Source organism: Legionella sp. PC1000 (assembly GCF_014109805.1).
GTDB lineage: Bacteria > Pseudomonadota > Gammaproteobacteria > Legionellales > Legionellaceae > Legionella > Legionella resiliens.
The window spans coordinates 3,276,511-3,292,310 of sequence record NZ_CP059400.1 but is presented as its reverse complement, the minus strand read 5'-3'; the positions used below and the strand labels follow the sequence as shown (position 1 = coordinate 3,292,310).

The window sequence follows — 15,800 nt, the reverse complement described above, 5'->3', positions numbered from 1 at the left end:
GTATTGGGGCGCAGAAAATCAGGCCAGTTTGGCTCATATAGAACTGTAAACAGAGCTATTCTAATCCACAAAGGAAGAGCAATTTAAAATAGAAAAGCCCCAAGGATATCTCCATGAGCAGCCATCGCTACAAGCAAATATGCATTCTTGTGCTTCTGAGTTTCTATTGCTTGCTTTCCTTTTTCATTTTTAAAAATTATCAACGGATTGATTTTTCTTCTTTCTATTACTCGACGCAGGCATTATTGCATGACGAAAATCCTTATAGAAATTTTTTTACTCCCTACTCGTCTTCTATAAAGATACTACCTGTTAATTTAAATCCACCCTTTGTTCTCTGGAGCTTTGATTTTTTGGCACGATTAAGTTTCTCCAATGCTTTAATTGTTTGGTTTTGTTTGTCCTTTGTTTTGGGAGTAATTGGTGTAACCATTACCTTTCGCTACGCTTTTTCTACTCAATTTTTTCAGAAAAACTATATAAATTTATACCTTTTTTATTTCGCATTTTTTCCGACATTAATGAATTTTGTAACGCAGCAATTTGGCTGCATTTTATTGTTTTTCATCATGGTGGGTTATTATTTTTATTTGAATCATCGCGACTATTTGGCGGGTATATTATGGGGCATTATTATTGCGATTAAAATATTCCCTGCATTGTTACTTTTCTATGCTTTAAAACAAGGCAGGAAGAGAGTTCTTGTGACTATGATAGTCACTCTCTTAATTGCCACATTTCTTCCTGTCCTGTTTCATGGTCCAATGATTTATAAATACTATTTCAAAATGATGAATCATGTATTTTGGTATGGCGATGATTGGAATGCCTCAATTTATGGTTTCATTTTTCGTCTTTTTTTTGGTGGGGAGAAACTCCCTGATATGTCTTATTTAATAGCCATTAATTTATCTTATGGTGTCCTCTTTATTATTTTGCTTCTTTGGTATTGGGGAAAGTTGGGGCCAACCGAAAACAAACCCATCAATCATCAACCCTTTTGCCTCACTTTGGCAATGATGTTATTTATGAGTCCTTTTGGCTGGATGTATTATTTTTCTTTATTGATTTTTCCTATGACACTTACTTGGTTTGTCGCTTTGGAGGAGCAGAAAAGTTCTGCGAAAACAATGTTTGTTTGGCTTTCCTGTCTTTTTCTCATCAACGCTCCTATTGATTACTTGAACAGTCAAAATATGCCTAATTTGTTAGCGAGAATCAGTTTCTTCTCGAGTTTTTTTTATGGTTTAATTTGTTTAATTTATCTTTTAGGCAAAAGAAAAAAAATCTATGGAAATAATGAAATTCTGTGGGATGGAGCGAAACATTATTCGATATCCGTAATCATCATTATTTTAATGCTCGGCGTGTTTGTCCCTATAATATATTACCTTATACGTTTATCAAATTAGCATTTGAATTTAGGGTTACCCTAAATTCAAGTGCAAAAAAATTCAGCTCTGAATGATCGAATAAGTGCAAACAGGTTATGGGAATTATAGGGTCCCAGGAGCGCTCAAAATATGTCTAAAGGACAATGCTTGTTGTAAATGAGTTTGAAAAACCTGACTGCTTTCACTCATATCTGCAATAGTTCGCGCAACTTTCAATAAGCGATGATATCCTCGAGCAGACAGTTTGAGTTGCAGCGTAGACTGGCGTAAAAAATTTTGTTCTTGGATGCCTAATGCACAAATTTTTTCACAACTATTGGCACTTAAAGAGGCATTAAGACACTTTTGTCGTTCCAATTGAACGCTTCGTACTTTGATTACCTTTTCTCGGATAAGATCACTTTGTTTCTTGGGATTAATGTTAGGGGCAATTAATTCTTCCTGAGTTAATGCTTGTACAGAAATATGCATGTCGATACGATCTAATAGAGGGGCTGAAATCTTGGCATGATAACGCTTAATTCGATCAGGACTGCATAAACAGTTCGCCTGAGGATTACCCCATTGCCCACATGGACAGGGATTCATTGCTGCGATGAGCTGGAATTTAGCTGGGAACTCTGTTTGTGCAGCGGCTCTTGAAATGCATATTGTTCCTGCTTCAAGTGGTTGTCTTAACGTTTCTAGAACGTGCCGGCTAAATTCAGGTAATTCATCAAGAAACAAAACTCCATGATGTGCCAGAGAGATTTCTCCTGGTTTAGGAGGATTACCCCCACCCACTAAAGATACAGGTGAGGCAGTATGATGAGGAGAGCGGAAAGGAGGGGAGCGCCATTCACTAAAATCAGGTAATTTACCGCGTATGGAATTGATGGCTACACATTCTAGAGCTTCTTTTTCAGATAATTGTGGTAAGAGTGTATTAAACCGTTTTGCTAACATGGTTTTACCGCTTCCAGGAGCACCACTTAACAAAATACTGTGTCCACCACAAGCGGCAATTTCCATTGCTTTTTTTGCGTGAAACTGTCCTTTGATATCAGACCAGTCTATTGGGTATGGTTCCGAACAAGATTCTGGCTTGGGCGGTAAGGAATATAAGGGAGTCCCTTGGCAAAGATAGCTGCATACTTCACGTAAATTGTTCGCGCTATAGATGTTTTGATAACCGGTTAAAGATGCTTCATGAGCGTTCGCAGTGGCGATTATGAGTAAACTTTGGTCTTTATGAGCTGCTAATACTGAGGGGATAATTGCGGAAATGCCTCGAAGTTCACCGCTTAAAGCAAGTTCTGCTATAAATTCATGGTAGGCTAATTGGTTTTGGGGAATTTGGTTGGAAGCGGCTAGAATGCCAAGAGCGATTGGTAAATCAAAACCGCTTCCAGTTTTAGGTAAATCAGCAGGCCCCAAATTTACCGTAATTTTACGGCAGGGAAATTCAAATTGGCTATTAATAATAGCAGAGCGAACTCGATCCTTACTTTCTTTCACTGCGGTTTCCGCAAGACCTACTATTGTAAAGCTCGGCAAACCATTTGATAAATGTACTTCTACTGACACGGGCTGTGCCAATATCCCAATCGTACTCCGCGTTTTAGTAAACGAAAGATTCATTGCTTATTCCTTTAATGTTGGACAAAATGAGCGACAAAATTTTCCTATTAGAGTTCTTGCATAACCTGCAAGAGCTCTATCGTCGCTTAGGGTCTATTTACAACTCTACTTTCTTGGCCAAAATGCTTCGATTTTCTGCGCTTCGATACTCACATACTTCGTGTATGCTCCGTATCGGTGCTCTAAAATCGAAGCATTTTGCCCCGGATCAAGTCCGGGGGAATTGTAAAATAGACCCTAAGTTTACACTGTAATTACTTTTGTTCTTTGTTAAGCTGGGCTATTAAAACATCGAGTTGTTTTTGAAGATGATCTACCTTCTCTCGAGTTCGAGCTAGAACTTTAGTTTGCACATCAAATTCTTCGCGGGTAATCAGATCCATATGAGCAAAAGCAGCTTGGAGTACATCTTTGAATTTTTGTTGGATGTCTTTTTCAATGTTTTGTAGACTGGGGGGGAGAGCGGCAAAAAGTTTTTTTGCTAAATCGTCAAATTGTTTGGGGTCGAACATAATCACTCCTTTTGGTTTTGCAAAGGTAAGTGCCCAGCCCTTACCCGGGAACGGCTTTATTTGGCGCGATCCGCGCTAAAATCTAACCGTTTGAGTAAACATAAACATGGGCGGCTTGAGCTATTGCTTGCAAAGAGTCTAACAAAAGTATAATCACAGCGGAATATTTTATGAAAATGATTATGGCAATTATTAAACCTTTTAAATTAGATGATGTTCATGAGGCATTAATGGAAATAGGAGTACCAGGAATAACCATTTCTGAGACGCGGGGTTTTGGCAGACAAAAAGGTCATACTGAGTTGTATCGTGGTGCTGAGTATGTAGTGGATTTTCTTCCTAAAATTAAAATTGAACTCGCTTTGCCGGATGATATGGTTGAAGCTGCAATTGAAGCGATTTGCAAGTCGGCTTATACCGGTAAAATTGGTGATGGCAAAATTTTTGTTTATGAGTTGCAACAAGTGATTCGTGTGCGTACTGGCGAAATAAATGCTGATGCCTTAACGTAGAAAAGCAGTTGAGATTGTTTTTTCCAGGGATAGTTTAAAAACTTGAATTATCTATTCAGGGGATATCTTGGAAGATGTGACAAATACAGTTTTCGGTCAATAGGGTGTGAACGCTTTGTGAATTATCCGCCATACCAATAAATGGCGCGTTGGGTAATGACAGCGTTGAGCTGAATATCCCAAGGTTCTGGCTCAAGATAATCATCTACACGCTGGAATTGGTAAGCTACGCCAAATAATGGACAATTCTCTTTACCTTTAAAAGTACGGTCGTAATAGCCAGCTCCCATGCCAAGGCGATTACATCGTACATCAAAAGCAACTAATGGAACTAAAACCAAATCTAACTCTTGCACAGGAATGGCTAAATCGGGGTGAACTTCCGGTTCGGCAATTCCGTAGCGATTTTTTTGAAAAGGGGTATCTGGTGTTGCAGGCAAAAAAGAAAGGGTTAAATCGTCATTGAGAACTGGGAAGTAACAGAGTTTCCCTTGTAAGAGTGCATTCCTCCAGAGCTCATCTAAATCAATTTCACCATTGACCGAAAAATAAAATGCTATTTGCTTGGCATGGCGATATTGCTCCAGATAACGGATGCGAGTACAAACTTGATTTGAAGCGGTAGCACGATATGAAACCGATATCTTGGATCGTATTTCTTTCATCGTATCTCTTAAAGCCTTCTTGACTTGATCTGTCATACAGGTATCAGTGTATTGTTCTTATTAAATTATCGATTTTTTATGGTAAAAATTCAAGGTATTGCAATGCTTTAAAAAATTTGTCACCCTGAAATCCTAGGGTAATTGCTAATTTTTTTTAAAAAAACTAGTCAAGAATGTAAAAATAAGGTATATAAGCCGTCCTGGTTTTTAATGATCCAGAGTATAGGTACAGTATAACTCATTGAGAGAATGGTATGAGTGATTTGTTTGAAGATGATGAAGATGCTGTTGTAGAAGTCGGAGAAGACTTCGTCGATGTTGATAGCGAATTGGATGTTGAAGCGGAGGTTATGGAAACAGTTCCACGTGGCTTGGATGCACGCAGGAAATTGGAAAATATGTTAGATGAAAAACGTTTACGTGATGAACTGGACGATTTTGGAGACTACTAACCGAATTGGTCTTTAATGCCCGGTTTGGAACGGAATCTATTAACACTCGTAGTAGATTCAATTGACAATTAAGGTTTAACTAGAGTTTATGAGCCGGACACGAATACTCTCAGAAGGGGAAAGCAATTTTGCGTTTCCAATAGATGATCGCGTCTTTTTAGGCGAGGGCTTGTTTGAGACGCTTAGAGTGGAGGCAGCCACGCCATGCTGTGCTTATTTGCATTGGCAGAGGTTAGGGGACTCCGCACTAAAATTAGGTATCCCCTTTGATCTTTCTTTTGAGCATTGGTTAGAACATCTGCTTAGTAAAATTAAGCAAGATAATTTATATCATGGCGGGATCAAAGCGATATTAAGCGGTGGTTCTGCACCTAGAGGATTAGCCGCTCGAGCACAAGTAAGCCAGCTTATCTTCCAGACTTTTAATTATTCGGTGGAATCACATCCACTGAAATTGCTTAGTGTGCTATGGCTAAGAGATGGTAATAATCCTATATATCAAGTTAAGTCGGTCAATTATTTGGAAGCGATATTAGCCCGTCGCCAAGCCATTGCTCTAGGCGCTGATGATGCTTTGTTTTTTAACCTGCAGCATCATGCAACTGAAACTACCTGTGCTAATTTATTTTTGATACAGGATAAAAGATTGCTGACTCCTCCTTTAACTGATGGTGTACTTCCCGGTATTACTCGCTCAAGAGTACTTCAGCTTTCCAAACAACAAGGTGTAAGTTGTACGGAGGTTTCTATTACAAAAGCAATGCTTAAGGATGCGGATGGTCTTTTTATAACGAATTCATTACAAGGTATTCGTTCCGTATTTTCTTTAGATGACATCGTTTTTACAGTCGATCATCCGTTGCTGAATCAATTGTCTTCTTCTCTGAATATTTGAAACGAAAATTATTAAGATGCAGAAACTTAATAACGCATAACAATAAGAGTGCTAGGGATACTATTAAGATTTCAGTATTTTTATAAAATGCTCCTTGCTTTAATATGAACTCCATTCCAGCATAACCAAAATAGGTATAAACAATTTCAGCTGGAATAAGAAAAATGAACGTAGTGATCAGATAAGATCGAAATTTTATTGCTGTCATCCCTAAACCATAATTAACTATATTAAAAGGGATAATTGGAACTAATCGCAAAAGGGCGACAATCACCCATCCTTTTTGTTCCACAGCGGAGATTAATTTGCCTAGCTTTTCTCCTTTTCTTTGAGAAAACCAGTTATAAATCAAATGCCTTGTAATTAAAAAAGAGAAAGCAGCACCGCTTGTTGCACCTAATAAATTGAGCAGGATGCCAAAGAAGGGGCCAAAAAGTGCTCCTCCTGCTAAAGTGATTACCATAGTTGGCAAGAACATAATGGTTGCCAGACAATATATAATTAAAAAGAAAATGGGGGCAAGCCAACCAAGATGATCAATCCAGTTAATAATTTCACTTGAGGATTTTTGAAAAAAGAAGGCAGTAGTAATTAGAGATACCAATGCTAAAACAATGAAGAGTGACTTAACTGGATGAATGATTCGGTATTTCATAGGATTTATTTTGTGTAGGATAAATCTTTATCAGGCTCTGTTTACAATTCTGCTCCCTTGGCCAAAATACTGCGATTTTATGCGCTCCAATACTCACATATTTCGCAGTGTTTTGACTCAAAATAGCGAATTGTAAACAGACCCTGGTAATCGCTACTGTCCCTTAACAATCAATTGATTAAGAAGTCTATTACACCTGGTTATCCGTTGCAATCTTGAAAAAAAATGATTGATTGGGTATAACTCAAAGCGAATTTTTATAAGAGAAACAAAAACATGGAACAAGTTATGCGAAAGGAAAGGCAAAAGCAGCGTGCTCGGAAATGGATTAGAGCAATGTTAGCCCGCTGGTTTAAAGTAGAATTGCATGGAAATTATCAACCTGAGTTTAACTCGGTGATTATTGCTAATAGGACCTCAAAAATTGATTTGCTTTTACTCGCTGCTTTTTTACCTGAGCAATTGACTGTAGCGTTTCCTCCACACTCATCAGGTAAACTTTGGATGAAGATAATGATGCTTTTTGCCGACGTCATTGTTATCGATTCTACGAATGCTTTTGCGGCAAGAGCTTTAGTAAAAGCAATAAAGGAAGGAAAGCGTTGCGTTATTTTTCCTCAGGGAATTGGATTACAGGAAGAAAGCTTGAAAGTTTTTGATGCTCCTGGACTGGTGTTACAAAAAGCGGGCGCTTCCGTAATTCCGATTCGAATTGATGGGGCTCAACACAGTATTTTTTCTATAAGTAAGGATAAACATCTTATTCGTTTATTCCCTAAAATTATTTTACATGTATTGCCCATACGATCCTTCATACAGGACGGAAATAAGCCTCTGAATCGAAATGCGATGAGTACCCGTTTGTTTCGTTTGATTAGTGAACTAACTTTTGCAAATAGTTTTCAACCAATGCCAATGTTTGAAGCACTTATTCAAGGAATGGCGTTAGGAACAAAAAATAAGGCGAAAATTGAAGACGCAAACCGAACTCCATTAACGCCGAAGCAATTTCTTGCGCGTTGTTTTATTTTGGGCAGACAAATTAAAACACAAACACAAGTAGGAGAACATGTAGGGATTATGTTACCTACTACAATTGCGGGTATGGTCACTTTTTTTGCTTTGCATGCATATCGGCGTATTCCAGCTATGCTGAATTTTAGTTTGGGACTTCATAATTTGTTGGGCACGTGTAGGGTTGCAGAAGTAAAAACTATTTATACAGCAAGGCAATTTATCACTACAGCAAAATTGGAGGGTTTAGTTGAAGAATTACAGAAAGCAGGGTTAAACGTTTATTTTTTAGAAGATTTTAAGCCTTCTATTAATTTAGGTCATAAACTTTCTGGGTTACTTAAGGGGATGTTTCCGTTTCGAGCGTATCAATTAATTGGAAAGCCGGTTTCTCCTGAAATGACAGGCGTTATACTATTTACGTCAGGTTCTGAAGGAGTTCCCAAAGGGGTTGTCTTATCCCATTCTAATTTAGTCGCGAATTGTTGCCAATTAACTTCGCGAGTGGATTTTTCGTCTCATGATAAATTCTTCAATGCTTTACCCATATTTCATAGTTTTGGTTTGACTACGGGTTCAATTCTTCCTCTAATACATGGAATTAATTGCTTTTTTTATCCATCTCCCTTGCATTATAAAATAATCCCCGGCTTGATTTATCAAACCGGTGCAACCATTATGCTCGGGACTGATACTTTTTTAACGGGGTATGCTCGAGTTGCAGAGCGACATGATTTCAGCAGCGTGCGTTACATTTTTGCCGGTGCTGAAAAAGTTAAACCGGAGACGATTCGACATTGGATAGATACTTTCGGGGTAAAAATTTATGAGGGATATGGTGCTACAGAAGCTTCCCCGGTGATTTCCATGAATTGTCCTTTAGCTTCTTTGCCTGGCAGCGTGGGCATGTTATTACCTTTTATGGAAGGTCGAATTCAGCCGGTAGATGGCATAGCTGAAGGAGGACGGTTTATATTGCGCGGCCCTAATATTATGAACGGGTATCTCTCGTCTGAAAGACCTGGAACGATCATAGCTCCAGAAGATGGATGGCACGATACTGGGGATATAATCACTATGAATGAAGAAGGATTCATTACTATAGCTGGTCGAGCAAAACGTTTCGCTAAGATTGCTGGAGAAATGGTTTCCCTTACTGCTGTGGAAGGGGTTGCTGCTTCAATTTGGCCTGAATTATTGCATGCTGCAGTGAGTAGGAAAAGTCCCAATAAAGGAGAGCAGATTATACTATATAGTGAGGCTGCCAATGCAGATAAAGTCAGTTTTGTAAAGAAAATACAAGAAATGGCTTATTCGGAATTACTCATTCCTCATAAAATTTTTCCAGGAAGCAAAATTCCTGTTTTACCTTCAGGAAAAATTGATTACGTTACCATTGAGAAAGAATTAGTTGAAACGTAGCCGAGGGTTTCTTATCCCCGGGCTCCCAGGTTACATTTTGCCCTGTTCGCCAAGTTACGTTATTTTTTCAATACATAACTACCTGGTGCATCCATTAGAGGTTTTAATGGGAGTTGATTCAAGTCAGGGGCAGGTATCAGTTTCCCTGAATGAGTTTTTAACCATTTTAACCATTCTGGCCACCATGAGCCGGGATATTCTGTTGCCTGTTCTAGCCATTGTTCTGCATGAGGGGGAAAATGATGATTGACTTTATAGCCGTATTTTTTAGCCTCAGGGGCGTTGATAATCCCTGCGATATGTCCTGATCCGCCAAGCACAAAGCGTTTAGGTCCATTCATAAGCTGGAAGCCCAAGTAGGTGGTTTTCCATGGCGCTATATGATCTTTTTCTGTTGAGAGAAAAAAAGTTGGTATGTCAATGGTACTGACATCAATTGGAGTATGATTAAGATGGATCTTGCCTGGTTTTGCCAGATCATTATGCAAATACATCCATCTTAAATATTGAGAATGCATTGTTGCTGGCATATTGGTAGAGTCTGAATTCCAGTACAATATATCGAAAGGAACCGGGTTTTTGCCACGTAGATAATTTTTAATAAAGAAAGACCAAATTAAGTCATTTGCCCGTAATGAGTTAAAACTTGAAGCCATAAATTTTCCAGCAAGATAACCTTTAGACTTCATTTCATCTTCCAGCTTTGCAATTTGTTGTTCATCGATAAAGACAGCAATATCGCCAGGATCACTGAAATCAATCATTGAAGCTAAAAAGGTCGCACTACGGATAGAATTGTCTTGATGTGCTTTATTATAAGCAAGCAACATGGATAGAAGTGTTCCACCGATACAAAACCCCATAGTATTCACTTGTTTTGCATGGAGTTGTTTTTGAATTGTACTAATCGCAGTTAATGGTCCTTCATTCAAATAATCATACAAGCTTTTATGAGAGAAATTTGAATCTGGATTAATCCAGGAAATGACAAATACAGTAATTCCTTGTTTCACTAACCAGAGAATGAGTGAGTTATGCGGGCTTAGGTCAAGAATATAATACTTATTTATCCAGGGTGGAATAATAAGAAGGGGGATCGACTTTACTTTTGCAGTTTGTGGTGTGTATTGGATAAGCTCCATCATGCTGTTTCTAAAGACTACTTTTCCGGGGGTAATGGCGATATTTTTACCGAGCTTAAATGCTTCTGTATCTGTCATTTTAATCATGAGACGTGGAGAGCCTACTTCCAGATCGGAAAGTAAGTTATGAAGCCCTTGTAATAAATTTTTGCCGTGGCTTTTCAATGTTTCATCCATGATTTGGGGATTAGTATGCAGAAAATTAGCAGGAGATAATGCATCTAAATATTGTTTGGTAAAAAATTGCAAGCGTTTTGCCGTATTTGGGTCAGGATATTCCAGATTTTCAAATAAAGTATTCATATGCTGACTAGCTAAGAGGTAGTGCTGGGTTAACATATTAAAAAACGGATTATTTAGCCAGTCTTCTTCATGAAAACGTGGGTCATTTATGGGCATAGATGTCCCATTTAACCAATGCTGCAATTGGACTTGTGCTAAATTAAACGCATCTTGCCAGTATGCAAGTTGCATTTCCCAGATTTTTTCCGGATTCTGTAAAAGAATACTCATTACATTTTGAAAGTGCTCCGTCAACTCAATGTACTGGTTGATTATCACGGGAACTTGTAAAGGAGTTTCCTTTACATCAGAGATAATTTGCAGAGTTTTTTCTGCTATTGCTTGCAACAGCTCGGCAAGTTCTTTGTCATGGGTCATCCTAACTCCTATTAGACAAATTAACAGGTGTATATTTTGGTTTTTTTATTGGTGTTTAGCAAGTTTTATTTAGAATAACCCTTACTGAAAGGGTGTGGGTGTAATTATTGCAGAATTATTATTAAGAAATATTTATGTGTTTTTTTTGAAAATAGCCTTATTTAAGTAAATTTACCAATTTCTAATTGTTCCCTCATGCCAAAAATAACCGCTTTCCTTTTGCTTATTGATAAGCTCGTAGAGTTCGTGTGCTGTCTTAGAAGGCAGTTTTGGCGCATTGTTGGTACCCATATCTGTTTTGACCCAACCTGGGTCAAAACTGGAGACAATAATTTTAGGTAATCTTTTTGCCAGAAGCAGGGTATACATGTTTAAGCAGGATTTTGACATTTTGTAGTGCGGGACCGAGGCAGAGTCGTTGGAACTGAAAGCCCCCCATCCTGACGAGATATTAATGATTTGGGCATTGGGATTTAACTTGGAAATGCATTGTTCGGTTAATTCAATTGTTCCAAATACATTAACATTGAATGTCTCTCTTAGTTGGCTCATGCTAATTTTCTCTTCTTGCCAATCTTCCAGGAGTACAGCGGCATTGTTAATTAGCGCGTCAATTTTTGGTAATTGTCTAGCAAATTGATTAATTTGTTCTGAATCTGTTAAATTAAGTGGATGGATTTTTAGATTCGGGTGGTTTAAAACAGTGCGTCCAGTTGTTGAGGTTCCAATAACGAGCCAGTCATTTTTTAGAAAGATTTTTGCTGTTTCTAATCCGATCCCGCGGCTAATACCAGTAATTACAAGAGTATTCATAATCCTATTTCTCCATAATATCCGTAGCCTGGGTGCAGCGAAGCGTAACCCGGGAAATTTGATGGTCCCTCAAACCCGGGTCACGTTTTGCTGTACCCGGGCTACAATATTTTTTACCTGAATTTTTCCTAATGTTTAAAGTGGCGAATTCCAGTAAATACCATAATTATTCCGTGTTCTTCAGCACACGCGATAATTTGTGTGTCTCTGATTGAACCGCCTGGTTGAATAATCGCAGAAATACCTGCTTTTGCAGCAATTTCCACAGTATCCGGAAAAGGAATAAATGCATCTGAAGCCATGACTGCTCCATGAGTATTAAATCCCATGAGTTCTGCTTGCCACAGACCAATGCGAGCGCTCATAACCCGACTGGTTTGGCCGCCTCCCAAACCAATCGTTGCCGCATCTTTAGCATAAACAATTGCATTGGATTTCACATGTTTTACGGCAAGCCAGGCAAACAGTAAATCATTCATTTGCTCTTCGGATGGTTTTTTTTGAGTTACAGTTTTTAATTCATAACTTCCCAGCGAAAGTGAGTCGTGTTCTTGTACCAATAACCCTCCATCGACTTTTTTCATATTCAAGCGAAATGCATCATCTGACTTCCACGCTCCAGTCACCAGGACACGAATATTTTCTTTGCTGGCAAGGATTTCTTTGGCTTCATTACTGACTTCGGGCGCTACAATAACTTCTACAAATTGTTTTTCAAGAATAGTTTTTGCTGTATTGCCATCTAATTTTTGGTTAAACGCAATGATCCCACCGTAGGCAGATGTCGGATCACATTGGAATGCTTTTAGATAAGCATTTAGAGGAGAATCACTTATGGCGATTCCACAAGGATTAGCATGTTTGACAATAACACAAGTGGGTTTGTCACAGGAAAATGATTTAACACAATCCAAAGCAGCATCAGCATCTAGAATATTGTTATAAGACAATTGCTTGCCCTGAAGCAATTGCGCAGCACCAAGAGAGCCGGATGAACTGTTTTTATCTACATAAAAAGCTGCTTGTTGATGTGGATTCTCTCCATAACGTAAGTCAGTTAGTTTATTAAATTGACAGGTTAGAACCTCTGGAAAGCCACAGGGAGTATACTGTTTATCTAATGTAGTCAGATAATTCGTGATGGCCGCATCATAAGCGGCGGTGTGTGCAAAGGCTTTTTTGGCTAAGGTAAATCCCCAGTCAGAAGGAATTTTTTGTGTTTTCAGATAATGAATAAGTTCCGGGTAATCGTCTGGTTTTACCACCACAAACGTATTTGCATGATTTTTTGCCGCTGAGCGAATCATTGCTGGACCGCCAATGTCGATATTTTCTATAGCCTCGTTGAAATTACAGTCAGGCCTACTGATGGTTTGTTCAAATGGATATAAATTAATTATCAGCAAATCGATGGGCTTAATGGAGTGCTCTTTTAGCGTTTTTTCATCCTTTTTTTTACGTGCCAGTAGACCTGCATGAATGGCTGGGTGCAGTGTTTTAACTCTACCATCCATCATTTCGGGAAATCCTGTGCATTCACTCACATCGATGACAGGCAATTTATTTTCTTTAAGTAATGCAGCAGTATTTCCTGTGGCAATCAGTTCAACGCCCATTTCATGGAGCACTTTTCCCAGCGCTACTATGCCTTTTTTATCGGAAACACTAAGCAGGGCTCTTTGAGGCTTAAAATTAGAGAATGTATGTTCTTGGACCATTATAACTTCCTTAACTAGTATGGCTGAGTGCAGTGAAGCAAACCTCCAGGAAATCTAATTTCAGGATTGTTTTTACTTGCACTAAGTTATGACAATTTAATCTGTTTTGTGTTTAAAAGCCAATAATGCCCATCCATTAAGGTTTTCCTGATGAACTGCAGTGAACATTGAACTATACGTTGCAATAAGTTCGGGAGCTTGTTCTTCGAGGATGCCCGAGACAATGAGTATTCCTTTAGGATTTAGCAATTGCTGAAAGCGTTCTTTCAGACTCATTAATGGTGCCAACAAAATGTTTGCGATAATCAAATCGACGGGTTTATGTACTACTTCGGGCATATCAATTGACAATTTGCGTTCATCAAGTCCATTGGCCAACGCGTTATTTTTAGTCGCTTGCAGCGCTTGTGGATCAATATCTACTGCATGTACTTCCCATGCGCCTAATTTTAATGCAGCCAAAGAAAGTATTCCTGAGCCACAACCGTAATCAATAACCGATTTATTCTTTAAATTAGCCTGTTCCAGCCAAGTCAAGCATAAAGCAGTCGTGGGATGGGTCCCGGTCCCAAAAGCTAAACCCGGATCGAGCATGAGATTGACTGCATCGGGTTCAGGAGGAGTTGACCAAGTGGGACAGATCCATAGGCGTTGGCCAAAACGCTGCGGTTTAAAATCGTCCATCCAGGCTCTTTCCCAATCTTTATCTTCCAGAACTTCCAGGGAACAGGTTAATTCGGGGTACGTTTGTAACAAGTGATCTCGTGTATATTGCGCCTGAAAAACTTCTGAAAATAAAGCCTGAATGACAACTTCAGGCCATAATGGTGTTGTTCCTGGCTCAGGTTCAAGAACAGGATTGTCATTTTTATCGGTAAGCATCACTGACAGCGCACCGAATTCTTCCAACTCCTCGCTAAGTAATTCTATTTCTGAGGTTGGACAATGTTCTACTTTTAATTGAAACCACACAGCATTAGCCCTTCAACATTTTTTCCAGGTAATGGATATTAGTACCACCTGCCATAAAAGATTGATCATGGAAAATACGTTGATGTAATTCAATATTGGTTTTTATACCATCTATGATGATTTCATCAAGCGCATTTCGCATTCTTGCGATGGCCTCATCACGTGTTTCCCCATAACTAATCAATTTGCCTATCATGGAGTCGTAATTGGGGGGAACCGTATAACTGCTGTAAATATGAGAGTCAAAGCGAATGCCTGGTCCTCCGGGTTGATGCAATAACTTTATCATTCCTGGTGACGGCATGAAGGTTCTGGCATCTTCTGCATTGATCCGGCATTCAATTGCATGACCACGTAGCTTTATATCTTCTTGGCTAAGCGTCATCGGAATATCACTGGCAATTTTGATTTGTTCTTTAATTAAATCGATTCCAGTGATCATTTCAGTTACAGGATGCTCTACCTGGATTCGTGTATTCATTTCAATAAAATAAAAACACCCATCCTGATATAAGAATTCAAAAGTTCCTGCGCCACGATATTGCAATTCTTGGCACGCTTTGACCACAGAGGCACCAATTTGTTTTCTCAATTCAGGACTAATTCCCGGGGCAGGTGCTTCTTCTACTACTTTTTGATGACGTCTTTGCATGGAGCAGTCACGTTCACCTAAATGAATTGCCTTACCTTTGCCATCTCCAAGTACCTGGAATTCAATATGACGCGGATTTTCTAGGAATTTCTCCATGTAAACAATAGGATTATTAAATGCAGCTTTTGCTTCACTACTGGTAAGTGCGATGGCATTGAGTAAATTGGCTTCACCATGAACAACACGCATACCACGTCCACCGCCGCCACCTGCTGCTTTTATAATAACAGGATAACCAATTTTTCGGGCAATTTCTAAGTTGACCCGATCATCATCTGACAAAGGGCCATCTGATCCTGGAACACAAGGAACTCCCGCAGCCTTCATTGCGTTGATGGCAGATACCTTGTCACCCATAAGACGAATGGTATCTGCCCGGGGGCCGATAAAACGAAACCCGCTTTGTTCTACTACTTCCGCAAAATCAGCATTTTCAGAAAGAAATCCATAACCAGGGTGAATCGCTACGGCATCAGTAATTTCGGCAGCAGAAATAATCGCTGGGATATTAAGGTAACTTTTTTGTGCTGGAGCAGGGCCTATACATACCGTTTCATCAGCAAGGCGCACATGTAATAAATCTTTATCTACATCTGAATGTACGGCTACAGTCTGAATGCCAAGTTCTTTACACGCACGTAAAATACGAAGAGCAATTTCACCTCTGTTGGCAATAACAATTTTACTGAGCATGGATGTACC

Annotated in this window: 14 protein-coding genes; 5 read left to right on the top strand and 9 right to left on the bottom strand. The window is 39.0% G+C overall.

The window, feature by feature from the left end:
* Window positions 1-113: 113 nt before the first annotated feature.
* Window positions 114-1,412, top strand: coding sequence for a glycosyltransferase family 87 protein (locus FOLKNPGA_RS14410; protein ID WP_182350551.1), 1,299 nt, complete (start codon window positions 114-116; stop codon window positions 1,410-1,412).
* Window positions 1,413-1,496: 84 nt separating this feature from the next.
* Here the strand turns inward: FOLKNPGA_RS14410 and FOLKNPGA_RS14405 are convergent, their stop codons facing one another.
* On the bottom strand, window positions 1,497-3,014 hold the full coding sequence (locus tag FOLKNPGA_RS14405; RefSeq protein ID WP_182350550.1) for a YifB family Mg chelatase-like AAA ATPase: 1,518 nt from the start codon (window positions 3,012-3,014) through the stop codon (window positions 1,497-1,499).
* Between the two features lie 254 nt (window positions 3,015-3,268).
* On the bottom strand, window positions 3,269-3,526 hold the full coding sequence (locus FOLKNPGA_RS14400) for an accessory factor UbiK family protein (RefSeq protein ID WP_019233537.1): 258 nt from the start codon (window positions 3,524-3,526) through the stop codon (window positions 3,269-3,271).
* Between the two features lie 170 nt (window positions 3,527-3,696).
* On the opposite strand from FOLKNPGA_RS14400, the gene FOLKNPGA_RS14395 reads away from it, so the two are divergent.
* A complete protein-coding gene (locus FOLKNPGA_RS14395) occupies window positions 3,697-4,038 on the top strand; it encodes a P-II family nitrogen regulator (RefSeq protein ID WP_019233538.1) in 342 nt (113 codons plus the stop codon).
* Window positions 4,039-4,160: 122 nt separating this feature from the next.
* On the opposite strand, the gene FOLKNPGA_RS14390 is transcribed toward FOLKNPGA_RS14395, so the two are convergent.
* Complete coding sequence (locus FOLKNPGA_RS14390) at window positions 4,161-4,739, bottom strand: 5-formyltetrahydrofolate cyclo-ligase (protein ID WP_182350549.1); 579 nt, start codon at window positions 4,737-4,739, stop codon at window positions 4,161-4,163.
* A gap of 218 nt (window positions 4,740-4,957) precedes the next feature.
* Between FOLKNPGA_RS14390 and FOLKNPGA_RS14385 the strand changes: the two genes are divergently transcribed.
* Complete coding sequence (locus FOLKNPGA_RS14385) at window positions 4,958-5,155, top strand: PA3496 family putative envelope integrity protein (protein WP_182350548.1); 198 nt, start codon at window positions 4,958-4,960, stop codon at window positions 5,153-5,155.
* Between the two features lie 88 nt (window positions 5,156-5,243).
* Entirely contained in the window at window positions 5,244-6,050 is an 807-nt protein-coding gene (locus FOLKNPGA_RS14380) for an aminotransferase class IV (RefSeq protein ID WP_182350547.1), read from the top strand.
* Here FOLKNPGA_RS14380 and FOLKNPGA_RS14375 read toward each other — a convergent pair.
* Complete coding sequence (locus FOLKNPGA_RS14375) at window positions 5,998-6,705, bottom strand: TVP38/TMEM64 family protein (protein WP_182350546.1); 708 nt, start codon at window positions 6,703-6,705, stop codon at window positions 5,998-6,000. The genes FOLKNPGA_RS14380 and FOLKNPGA_RS14375 overlap by 53 nt on opposite strands.
* Before the next feature lie 276 nt (window positions 6,706-6,981).
* Here FOLKNPGA_RS14375 and FOLKNPGA_RS14370 point away from each other — a divergent pair, with 276 nt between their 5' ends.
* Window positions 6,982-9,141 carry an AMP-binding protein gene (locus FOLKNPGA_RS14370; protein WP_182350545.1) on the top strand — a complete coding sequence of 720 codons (2,160 nt, stop codon included), beginning with the start codon at window positions 6,982-6,984 and terminating at the stop codon, window positions 9,139-9,141.
* A gap of 59 nt (window positions 9,142-9,200) precedes the next feature.
* On the opposite strand, the gene FOLKNPGA_RS14365 is transcribed toward FOLKNPGA_RS14370, so the two are convergent.
* The 5 genes from FOLKNPGA_RS14365 to accC form a co-directional block, all read right to left on the bottom strand.
* Window positions 9,201-10,943 carry an alpha/beta hydrolase gene (locus FOLKNPGA_RS14365; protein ID WP_182350544.1) on the bottom strand — a complete coding sequence of 581 codons (1,743 nt, stop codon included), beginning with the start codon at window positions 10,941-10,943 and terminating at the stop codon, window positions 9,201-9,203.
* 171 nt (window positions 10,944-11,114) lie between these two features.
* Entirely contained in the window at window positions 11,115-11,756 is a 642-nt protein-coding gene (locus FOLKNPGA_RS14360) for an SDR family NAD(P)-dependent oxidoreductase (RefSeq protein ID WP_182350543.1), read from the bottom strand.
* A gap of 128 nt (window positions 11,757-11,884) precedes the next feature.
* Window positions 11,885-13,474 carry a bifunctional phosphoribosylaminoimidazolecarboxamide formyltransferase/IMP cyclohydrolase gene (gene purH, locus FOLKNPGA_RS14355; RefSeq protein ID WP_182350542.1) on the bottom strand — a complete coding sequence of 530 codons (1,590 nt, stop codon included), beginning with the start codon at window positions 13,472-13,474 and terminating at the stop codon, window positions 11,885-11,887.
* 96 nt (window positions 13,475-13,570) lie between these two features.
* On the bottom strand, window positions 13,571-14,446 hold the full coding sequence (prmA, locus tag FOLKNPGA_RS14350; protein WP_182350541.1) for a 50S ribosomal protein L11 methyltransferase: 876 nt from the start codon (window positions 14,444-14,446) through the stop codon (window positions 13,571-13,573).
* A gap of 4 nt (window positions 14,447-14,450) precedes the next feature.
* Window positions 14,451-15,791 (bottom strand): acetyl-CoA carboxylase biotin carboxylase subunit, encoded by a 1,341-nt coding sequence (accC, locus tag FOLKNPGA_RS14345; protein ID WP_182350540.1) that lies wholly within the window; start codon window positions 15,789-15,791, stop codon window positions 14,451-14,453.
* Between the last annotated feature and the right edge of the window lie 9 nt (window positions 15,792-15,800).

Bases quoted from the DNA above. Each gene is read 5' to 3' on its own strand.
- FOLKNPGA_RS14410 (WP_182350551.1), top strand. From the start codon at position 114: ATGAGCAGCCATCGCTACAAGCAAATATGCATTCTTGTGCTTCTGAGT.
- FOLKNPGA_RS14405 (WP_182350550.1), bottom strand. From the start codon at position 3,014: ATGAATCTTTCGTTTACTAAAACGCGGAGTACGATTGGGATATTGGCA.
- FOLKNPGA_RS14400 (WP_019233537.1), bottom strand. From the start codon at position 3,526: ATGTTCGACCCCAAACAATTTGACGATTTAGCAAAAAAACTTTTTGCC.
- FOLKNPGA_RS14395 (WP_019233538.1), top strand. From the start codon at position 3,697: ATGAAAATGATTATGGCAATTATTAAACCTTTTAAATTAGATGATGTT.
- FOLKNPGA_RS14390 (WP_182350549.1), bottom strand. From the start codon at position 4,739: ATGACAGATCAAGTCAAGAAGGCTTTAAGAGATACGATGAAAGAAATA.
- FOLKNPGA_RS14385 (WP_182350548.1), top strand. From the start codon at position 4,958: ATGAGTGATTTGTTTGAAGATGATGAAGATGCTGTTGTAGAAGTCGGA.
- FOLKNPGA_RS14380 (WP_182350547.1), top strand. From the start codon at position 5,244: ATGAGCCGGACACGAATACTCTCAGAAGGGGAAAGCAATTTTGCGTTT.
- FOLKNPGA_RS14375 (WP_182350546.1), bottom strand. From the start codon at position 6,705: ATGAAATACCGAATCATTCATCCAGTTAAGTCACTCTTCATTGTTTTA.
- FOLKNPGA_RS14370 (WP_182350545.1), top strand. From the start codon at position 6,982: ATGGAACAAGTTATGCGAAAGGAAAGGCAAAAGCAGCGTGCTCGGAAA.
- FOLKNPGA_RS14365 (WP_182350544.1), bottom strand. From the start codon at position 10,943: ATGACCCATGACAAAGAACTTGCCGAGCTGTTGCAAGCAATAGCAGAA.
- FOLKNPGA_RS14360 (WP_182350543.1), bottom strand. From the start codon at position 11,756: ATGAATACTCTTGTAATTACTGGTATTAGCCGCGGGATCGGATTAGAA.
- purH (WP_182350542.1), bottom strand. From the start codon at position 13,474: ATGGTCCAAGAACATACATTCTCTAATTTTAAGCCTCAAAGAGCCCTG.
- accC (WP_182350540.1), bottom strand. From the start codon at position 15,791: ATGCTCAGTAAAATTGTTATTGCCAACAGAGGTGAAATTGCTCTTCGT.